General features: G+C 47.7%; 7 protein-coding genes, 1 tRNA gene and 3 rRNA genes. 6 read left to right on the top strand and 5 right to left on the bottom strand.

Annotation, left to right across the window (positions count from 1 at the left end):
• The 5 genes from D6M16_RS21910 to metA all read left to right on the top strand — a co-directional run.
• Positions 1-89 (top strand): 23S ribosomal RNA (locus D6M16_RS21910); the annotation flags it as partial.
• Positions 90-182: 93 nt separating this feature from the next.
• Positions 183-298 (top strand): 5S ribosomal RNA (gene rrf / locus D6M16_RS21905).
• 157 nt (positions 299-455) lie between these two features.
• Positions 456-531 (top strand) — tRNA-Thr (locus D6M16_RS21900).
• A gap of 7 nt (positions 532-538) precedes the next feature.
• Positions 539-654: ribosomal RNA gene (gene rrf / locus D6M16_RS21895) — 5S ribosomal RNA — on the top strand.
• A 213-nt stretch (positions 655-867) separates the two neighbouring features.
• On the top strand, positions 868-1,809 hold the full coding sequence (gene metA, locus D6M16_RS21890; protein WP_120513972.1) for a homoserine O-acetyltransferase MetA: 942 nt from the start codon (positions 868-870) through the stop codon (positions 1,807-1,809).
• Between the two features lie 68 nt (positions 1,810-1,877).
• Here metA and D6M16_RS21885 read toward each other — a convergent pair whose 3' ends face one another.
• Complete coding sequence (locus tag D6M16_RS21885; protein WP_046220631.1) at positions 1,878-3,215, bottom strand: cation:proton antiporter; 1,338 nt, start codon at positions 3,213-3,215, stop codon at positions 1,878-1,880.
• Between the two features lie 199 nt (positions 3,216-3,414).
• Between D6M16_RS21885 and metH the strand changes: the two genes are divergently transcribed.
• Positions 3,415-7,083 (top strand): methionine synthase, encoded by a 3,669-nt coding sequence (gene metH, locus D6M16_RS21880; protein ID WP_120513971.1) that lies wholly within the window; start codon positions 3,415-3,417, stop codon positions 7,081-7,083.
• A gap of 231 nt (positions 7,084-7,314) precedes the next feature.
• Here metH and D6M16_RS21875 read toward each other — a convergent pair whose 3' ends face one another.
• The 4 genes from D6M16_RS21875 to D6M16_RS22355 form a co-directional block, all read right to left on the bottom strand.
• Positions 7,315-7,824: a hypothetical protein gene (locus D6M16_RS21875; RefSeq protein ID WP_120513970.1), complete on the bottom strand. Its 510-nt coding sequence runs from the start codon at positions 7,822-7,824 to the stop codon at positions 7,315-7,317.
• The gene (locus D6M16_RS21870) at positions 7,811-8,053 is read right to left on the bottom strand and encodes a hypothetical protein (RefSeq protein ID WP_120513969.1); all 243 of its coding nucleotides are present in this window, start codon (positions 8,051-8,053) and stop codon (positions 7,811-7,813) included. Before D6M16_RS21870 ends, D6M16_RS21875 begins: the two co-directional genes overlap by 14 nt.
• Before the next feature lie 28 nt (positions 8,054-8,081).
• The gene (locus D6M16_RS21865; RefSeq protein WP_120513968.1) at positions 8,082-8,930 is read right to left on the bottom strand and encodes an LAPAL motif-containing putative phage structural protein; all 849 of its coding nucleotides are present in this window, start codon (positions 8,928-8,930) and stop codon (positions 8,082-8,084) included.
• Between the two features lie 247 nt (positions 8,931-9,177).
• Positions 9,178-9,315 (bottom strand): hypothetical protein, encoded by a 138-nt coding sequence (locus D6M16_RS22355; protein ID WP_155804952.1) that lies wholly within the window; start codon positions 9,313-9,315, stop codon positions 9,178-9,180.
• Positions 9,316-9,411: the final 96 nt, after the last annotated feature.

Here is a 9,411-nt window from a genome sequence, read left to right as displayed (position 1 = left end):
GTTCGAGACTAGAACGTTGATAGGCAGGGTGTGTAAGCGTTGTGAGGCGCTCAGCTAACCTGTACTAATTGCCCGTGAGGCTTAACCATACAACACCCAAGGGGTTTTACGGACTCCATGAGCACTTGAATGATGTGCTGAGAACTTAAGTCAGATTTTCCAAGATTGTTGAACAAATTTTGCTTGGCGACCATAGCGTTGCGGACCCACCTGATCCCATGCCGAACTCAGACGTGAAACGCAGCAGCGCCGATGGTAGTGTGGGGTCTCCCCATGTGAGAGTAGGACATCGCCAGGTTTTTTTGCCCATCTTGGGTGATAGCTCGCACCCTTCGAGACTTGTTATGCTCACGTACTCCGGTACGCTACGCGTCTCAGTTCGAAGTCTGCATTGAATCACACAAGATGACCAAAACAAAGCAGTGAAGCGTAAGACTTTGTTTAGATAAAAATTTGCTGGTATAGCTCAGTTGGTAGAGCGCACCCTTGGTAAGGGTGAGGCCCCCAGTTCAAATCTGGGTACTAGCACCAGAATTTTCTTAGCGACAATAGCGCTGTGGAACCACCTGATCCCATGCCGAACTCAGACGTGAAACGCAGCAGCGCCGATGGTAGTGTGGGGTCTCCCCATGTGAGAGTAGGACATTGCTAAGTCCCCCTTTAAAACCCAGCCTTTGGCTGGGTTTTTTCATTTCTCCATTCTGCTATTTTTATACTCCCCTTTGCTAGTCTATTGCTTTCATTAGAATTCTTCATTATGTCCTTAACTATCTATAATTCTTTTAATGCGGTAATGCTTGCAGAGTGAGTGGAAATTCTATAATTTTTGGGTATCTGGACGTCTGTACATCTTAGGGAGAGCAACACATGCCCATTAAAATTCCTGATCAGTTACCGGCAACGGATATTCTCCGTAGTGAGAATATCTTCGTCATGTCTGCAAAACGCGCTGCCAGTCAGGAAATTCGCCCGCTGAAGGTATTGTTGCTTAACCTGATGCCGAAAAAAATTGAAACTGAAACTCAGTTTCTCCGCCTGTTATCAAATAGCCCTCTGCAGGTCGATGTTGAGTTACTGCGAATTGACAACCGACCGACGAAAAATACGCCGACTGAGCATCTGGATACCTTCTATCGGCAGTTCGAAATGGTAAAGCACAGAAATTTTGACGGCTTGATCGTGACAGGTGCCCCGCTCGGGCTGGTACAGTTCGAAGATGTGTTGTACTGGGAAGAGATACAGACAATATTGAACTGGGCCAAAGGGCACGTCACTTCGACTATGTATGTGTGTTGGGCGGCTCAGGCTGGACTCAAGCTGATGTACGACTTACCTAAGCGTACCCGCAAAGAGAAATTATCAGGTATCTACACCCATAAGGTTCATCATCCGCATCATCCGATTCTGAGAGGCTTTGATGACACCTTTCTGGCGCCTCACTCGCGGTATGCTGATTTTTCTCCTGAGTTCTTGTCCGAGCATACTGATCTGGATATTCTGGCTACCTCTGATCAGGCAGGAGTGTATCTGGCCGCCACCAAGGATAAGCGCAATGTCTTCGTGACAGGCCATCCTGAATACGATGCCCATACATTACATAATGAATACATGCGTGATTTGGGTGAGGGAATGGAGCCCAAGATTCCCGTGAATTATTATCAGGATAATGACCCGGATAAACCGCCGATTGCGAGTTGGCGCAGTCATGGTCATCTACTGTTTGCTAATTGGCTGAATTATTGTGTCTACCAGCAAACGCCTTATGATCTGGAGCACTTCTCGGAAGACAAATTCACCAAAGATGATTGATTGCCTCTGTCCTTGGAAACAAAAAGACCTGCCGCAGCAGGTCTTTTTTATGGTCACGATCCAGGTATTCAAGACTTAGGATCGGTTTCCGGCTGCTGGTGAGAATGATCGACTTGCTCATCTGCTTTAGCTTTGTTTGCTTCCCAGAGTTTGGCTTTCTCGATCATAGGCGTGATGGTAGAACCCTGAACCAGGATAGAGAACACCACAACTGAATAAGTCATCACCAGAATAAGCTCTTTGACATCAATGTTTTTCTCCGGAATGACGATAACGCCGGCAGGAATTGCCATCGCCATCGCCAGCGCCAGACCACCGCGCAAGCCGCCCCAGGTGAGGATTTTTACTGATTCGGGGTTGTATTGACGGAAACGTTTAAAGCCGAGGTAAGACAGCTTTACACTTAAATAGCGTGCCAGCAGTACCAGAGGTACCGCAATCACCATCAGTGTCCAGTCTTCCTCATGGAAGCTGAACGACAGCATGCTCATACCAATCAGCAGGAAGAGTACACCGTTGAGGAACTCATCAACCAGCTCCCAGAAGTGATCCAGATGATCTTCACTCTCTTTAGAAAAGCCGATATAACGGGTCCAGTTGCCAATCATGATACCGGATACCACCATAGCCAACGGCCCGGAAACATGAATGACATCGGCAAAAGCATAACCGGCCGTTGGGATCCCCAGAGTCAGCAGCAGTTCCATAGAGTGATCGTCTGTCGAACTGATCAGGTAATGGAACAGCAGGCCTAAAACAAAACCGTAAGTGATCCCACCAATGGCTTCCTGCAGGAAAAGATGGCCAACACCCAACACAGTAGGAGCTTCATCACCAAAGGCGATGGTAAATAAAGTCACGAAGATGACCAGACCAAAGCCATCGTTAAACAGCGACTCACCTTCTATTTGTGTTGAGATGCGGCGCGGTGCGTGCAGTTTTTTTACTATGGCCAGCACGGCTATCGGGTCAGTCGGTGAAATTAATGCGCCGAACAGCAGGCAGTAGATCAGGTCAAACTGGATGCCTAACATCTGACATATCCACCACAGGCTGCCTCCGATGAAGAAAGTGGAGAACAGTGTGGCGCCCAGAGCCAGAATGGTGATTTCCCATTTTTGATCTTCGAGATGTGGCAGCTTGATCCCTAAACCGCCAGCGAAAAGCAGGAAGCCCAGTATGCCTTTTAGCAGAAAGCTTTCGAAGTCGATTTGACCCAGCTGTTCCGCAGCGATTTCTTCCAGGTGAAACCAGCCGTTATGACCTGCGATTACAATCCCGAGCGATAAGATAATAGCCCCGGCTGTGATGGCGATAGTGGTTTGCATCTTGCCTATTTTGTGGTTAATAAAGGCAATAACCATCGCGGCGGCGGCGAGAAAACAGAGGGTACTGTATACCGACATCCTTGATCCTCATCTGTTGTTAAAGTGTTAAGCAAAAATTGTGACAAAATATAAATGTTCGGGCCTCTGATAGCCATAAAAACTTTAGGCCTACACTTGGATAATAAGTTTTCGCAAACGATGTATGGACGTCTAGATTTCCAATCAGGCTGTGATAGGATGTTAGCAGCTGATAGGTTTAAGTGTAAGGAAGTAAGCAGTGTCGAAGGGAACGGATTTATTACAAAAGCGACTTAAGGAACAGATCCTCATCATAGATGGGGGCATGGGCACCATGATCCAGAGCTACAAGCTGGATGAAGAGGATTATCGTGGTGAACGTTTTTCTGATTGGCATTCGGATCTTAAAGGCAATAACGATCTGCTGGTACTCTCTCAGCCGCAACTGATCAAGGATATTCACTCTGCTTACCTTGAAGCTGGCGCTGATATCCTTGAGACCAACACCTTTAACGCGACGACCATTGCCATGGCTGATTATGACATGGAGAGTCTGAGCGCAGAGATTAATTTAGAAGCGGCGAAGCTTGCCCGCCAGGTGGCGGATGAATGGACGGCGAAAACGCCGGACAAGCCACGTTTTGTTGCCGGTGTACTCGGTCCGACCAACCGTACCTGTTCGATATCACCGGATGTTAACGATCCGGGTTTCAGAAATGTGTCGTTTGATCAGTTAGTGGACGCGTATTCCGAATCAACCAGCGCTTTGATTGAGGGCGGGGCCGATATTATTCTGATCGAAACCATTTTCGATACGCTGAATGCCAAAGCCTGTGCGTTTGCCGTGGATAAAGTCTTTGAGGAAACCGGTGTGGTTTTGCCTGTGATGATTTCAGGGACAATCACCGATGCCTCCGGCCGGACCTTATCAGGACAAACCACAGAAGCCTTTTACAATTCTCTGCGACACGTCAAACCTATCTCGTTTGGCCTTAACTGCGCGTTGGGTCCGGATGAACTGCGCCAATATGTAGAAGAATTATCACGTATTTCGGAGTGTGCGGTCTCTGCGCACCCAAATGCCGGTCTGCCCAATGCGTTTGGCGAATATGATCTTGAAGCCGCTGAAATGGCCGAGCATATCAAAGAGTGGGCGGAGTCCGGTTTCCTGAACCTGGTGGGCGGTTGTTGTGGAACCACGCCAGAACATATCCGTGAAATGGCCCGTGTCACGGCGAATGTCCCGCCGCGCCAATTGCCTGAGATCCCAGTCGCCTGCCGCTTGTCAGGCTTAGAACCGCTGACCATTGAAAAAGACACCTTATTTGTCAATGTCGGTGAACGGACCAATGTAACAGGTTCAGCCCGTTTTCGCCGCTTGATCAAAGAAGAGCTTTATGACGAGGCGTTGGAAGTGGCACGTCAGCAGGTGGAAGCCGGGGCTCAGATCATCGATATCAATATGGATGAGGGCATGCTGGATGCTGAAGCTGCCATGGTGCGCTTTCTGAATCTGTGTGCTTCTGAGCCTGAAATCTCCCGCGTCCCTATTATGATTGACTCTTCCAAGTGGGAAATACTGGAAGCCGGCCTTAAGTGCGTTCAGGGCAAACCTATTGTTAACTCGATCTCTCTCAAAGAAGGCAAAGAGAAGTTTGTTGAACAGGCGAAACTGATCCGTCGTTATGGCGCAGCTGTGATTGTGATGGCGTTTGATGAGGTGGGGCAGGCTGATACCCGTGAGCGTAAGATAGAGATCTGTACCAATGCCTACCGCATTCTGGTTGATGAAGTGGGATACCCGCCTGAAGACATCATTTTTGACCCGAACATTTTCGCGGTAGCCACCGGGATTGAAGAACACAATAACTACGCGGTGGATTTCATCGAGGCCGTGGGTGATATCAAGCGTACTCTGCCGCATGCCATGGTGTCGGGCGGCGTGTCGAATGTGTCATTCTCGTTCCGTGGTAATGAGCCTGTGCGGGAAGCTATTCATGCGGTGTTCCTTTATCACTGTTTCAAAAACGGCATGGATATGGGCATAGTGAATGCCGGGCAACTGGCCATCTACGATGATCTGGCAGATGAGCTGCGCGAAGCCGTGGAAGATGTCGTGCTGAACCGCAGGGATGATTCCACCGAGCGCCTGCTGGATCTTGCCGACAAGTACCGGGGCAGTGGCGAAGCGGTAGAAGATAAAACGGCTGCCGAATGGCGCGGCTGGCCGGTCGAAAAAAGGTTGGAGCATGCGCTGGTCAAAGGGATCACTGAGTTTATTGTTGAAGATACCGAAGAAGCCCGTCAGAACGCAGAAAAACCGCTCGAGGTCATAGAAGGGCCTTTGATGGCGGGGATGAATATAGTCGGTGATCTGTTCGGTGAAGGGAAAATGTTCCTGCCTCAGGTGGTGAAATCAGCCCGGGTCATGAAACAGGCGGTCGCCTATCTCGAACCTTACATCAATGCTGAAAAACAAGCCGGACGCACGAATGGTAAAATACTGCTCGCCACGGTGAAAGGCGATGTGCACGATATCGGCAAAAACATTGTCGGTGTGGTGCTGCAGTGTAATAACTACGAGATCATTGACCTGGGTGTCATGGTGTCTTGCGACAAGATCCTGAAAGTGGCCAGAGAAGAGAAGGTCGATATTATCGGCCTCTCCGGGCTGATCACACCGTCACTGGATGAAATGGTGCATGTCGCCAAAGAAATGGAGCGGCAGGGTTTTGACCTTCCTCTGTTGATTGGCGGGGCAACAACGTCCAAGGCCCACACTGCCGTCAAAATTGAGCAAAACTACCATGCTCCTGTCGTTTATGTTTCAAATGCCTCGCGTGCTGTAGGGGTATGTTCGGCACTCTTGTCGGATGCCCAGCGCCCGGCGTTTGTTGAGCGTCTGGATCAGGAATACGAGGTGGTGCGGGAGCAACACGCCCGCAAGCGTCCGCGCAGTGCGCCTGTCAGCCTGGAAGCTGCCCGTGCTAATAAAGTGGCGATTGACTGGAATAACTACACCCCGCCGGCGCCGCAAAAGCCAGGGATCCACGTTTTTAAGGATTTCGATATTGCAACTTTGCGCAGTTATATCGACTGGACGCCGTTCTTTATGACCTGGTCGCTGAGTGGCAAATACCCCACTATTTTGCGCCATGAAGTCGTGGGGCAGGAAGCCCAGCGCTTATTTGATGATGCCAACCAGCTGCTGGACGACATCGAAGCCAGCGGCATGATAAAGGCCAATGGCGTGTGTGGTTTGTTTCCGGCCAATAATATCGGTGATGATATCGAAGTCTACACCGATGAAACCCGAACTCAGGTGCTGACCACCCTGCGCGGACTGCGCCAGCAGACAGAAAAACCCAAAGGGCCGAACTACTGTCTGTCGGATTACATTGCCCCGAAAGAAAGCGGTAAAGCCGACTGGATTGGTGCCTTTGCGGTAACCGGCGGTATCGGTGAATATGAGATCGCCGATCAGTTCAAAGCCAAAGGGGATGATTACAACGCGATTATGATCCAAGCGGTGGCTGATCGTCTTGCTGAAGCCTTTGCGGAATTCATGCACGAGACAGTCCGTAAGGAAATCTGGGGCTATGCACCGGACGAGAACCTGAGCAACGAAGATCTGATCCGTGAAAAATACCAGGGTATCCGGCCTGCACCTGGCTATCCTGCTTGCCCTGAGCATACTGAAAAAGGTGAGATTTGGAAGCTTTTGGATGCCGAAGCCAATACCGGCATGATCCTGACGGAAAGCTATGCCATGTGGCCGGGCGCCGCTGTTTCCGGCTGGTATTTCTCTCATCCGGAATCCCGCTATTTTGCCGTTGCCCAGATCCAACGTGATCAGATGGAAAGTTACGCCAAGCGTAAAGGCTGGGATGCGTTAGAAGCAGAGAAATGGCTGGGGCCAAACCTTTGATGGCGGTTCACTGAAGACAAAAAAGGCGCTCATTGAGGGCCTTTTATTTTGATTTAAGTCATTGATTTTAGGTTTATTTTTTATTTTATTTGACCACTTAATGACCACGGGTTGAATTTTTTATGGCTGGCACGCAACGACAAAACAACCTTTGCCAAGAGTATTTCATTGCATGCGAGTAATATAAAAGGCGATAAAAAAACACCTCCAAATGGAGGTGTTCAAATCAACTCATGACTCAGGCCTACTTGTTTCTTGTTTTATCAATGAACTAGCTTCCTGATTTGCATAAGGATCAGATGCTTGAAGTCTGGTTAGATCTTCTTCAGCTCTTGTAGCGCTTGCAGACGCGAATTGAAATTTCTTTGAATCAATGTCAATGCCATCTTGATGATACTGGCCCAGCTGCTTCTGGAATTTCAACCTATCCTCATGAGTAAGATCTTTGTCCTTTAAAGCTGCCTTGACTTTTTTGATCTTGTTTTTATTTAGTTTAATAAGCTTTCTGTAATTGAGACCAAGAGAATATCTATAACCAAGAGCTTTGAACCAAAAGGCCAAAATCATTCCTAAGCTAGGAATGATAGGCAGGATGTAAGTTTTAATTGCAGAAAAATCACCTTCCCCAAAGTAAGGAATTGCGCCTTCCCATGCTGATACCAAAGTGATCAACCCACCACTGAGCATTGCTGCTGCTGTATTGGATATAGCAGGAACGTTCTGAGCTTTATCTTGGCTCATTTCCACTCCTTTGGCTTCTCAAAGCTTTCATCGCAACGTTGTAAAAATCCTCATCATTACTGACGTCTACAACAGTTGATTTCCAAGAGCCATCCTCTTGCTCAACTTCCAACTCAACAATATGCTCAGACAAAAAGAAAGCAGCTACTGAGTCAAATATCAGCCTGAAGCTCCAGTAAAGCACAGGCAGAGAGCCAAAGAACAACAACCATATAGCTACTGCTTCCATGTTTCTCCCCCCTCTTCAAAAATTATTGCTAATCGACAATGCCGTGCACCTTATCAATTAAATAAGTTTTGTCCAGTGAATATAGATCTTCCCTAATTGTAAGGTTAGCACTGTATGCAGCACTGAATAATTCAGGCTCTAATCCATTTTTCACTTTGGCAACAAACTCATCATCTTTGATAGTTGCAGTTACAGTCTCACCTTCGTAGTCGATTCTCCAAAAGGTGGATTTATCTTTATGAATAGTCACAAAATTAATCAGCACATCATTAGCTTTTTTATCTGTTGACGTTTGATCAACAGGAACCCTTCGGTATTTGAATACGCTACTTTGCTCCTTGTCAATTACTGCCACTTCCTCCCCATCAGAATTCAATACTTTAAAAGTATCAATTCCATCTTCCTGTAACGGGGTATGAATCAGCTTTGATAGTGACTTTCTGATTGAGGCAGAGGCTAGAAGTGGTTTTAAATATGGAGGTACATCAAACCCCTCACCACCTTCAAATGTCACCTTACAGTCACCGTTTTGAGCAAAAGATAACTTTTTGATTTGTCTGCCATTCAATCGAGACATCACCGTTAGCAGTGAATCTTTTCCTGCGGCTAACGCAGACCCACCAATTCCGATAATTGATAAAATTTCCGTGTATTCCTGGGGGTTTTGAATTACATCTAAAACAACTTCAAACGATCCCTGTTTGAAGGCATCCACTTTGACATCTAAGTTATCCGATGTCCCATTTAGCTTAATATTAATCTCGTTCATCAGGCTACAGATACCCTGAAGAGAATCAGCTAACAAGGAGATGCTAATTTTGTGCTGCTCTAAAGCCTCTCCATCATACTTGAACACCAGCGTTTCAGTTTGTTTCATATAATTCTCCTTTTAGGTGGAAACTATATATCACACAAACTTTTAGCCAAACCGTCTCAGTACGATTTCGTGAACCTGATTGAATGAAACAAAGTTGCTCAAGCTCCAACTAAACATCGAAGTAATCTAGCCTTGTAGCTAACGTGCTCTCTTCCGCTTCACTGTCGCATTCTTCGCTTTCACCACCCGGCCGCCCTTGGCGAAGCGGTAGCCTTTCTTCAGTGTGCCGTTACTTTTCAGTCCTGTCTTAGCCATGTTTTTTCCCCAGTTGTACGTTCGTTTCCAGTATTGTTAGCCGCTTGTCCTGCTTGTACAGCACGATGAGCAGCGCGATCATGGTGGGCGGTAAGCCCATTGCGGTCAGTTGTTGCAGTATCTCTATCAAGTCGGTTTCCCTCTGAATTTGTGTGAGAAGAATTCCAGCAGGTAGCGCACCATAGAGCGCATTCCCAGCACGTCGACGACGATAGCCCCGACTACA

Origin of the sequence: Photobacterium salinisoli (genome assembly GCF_003614885.1) — a bacterium.
Taxonomy (GTDB): Bacteria; Pseudomonadota; Gammaproteobacteria; order Enterobacterales; family Vibrionaceae; genus Photobacterium; species Photobacterium salinisoli.
Note: the sequence above shows the minus strand (reverse complement) of the source record. Positions and strands in the feature narration are given on the sequence as shown.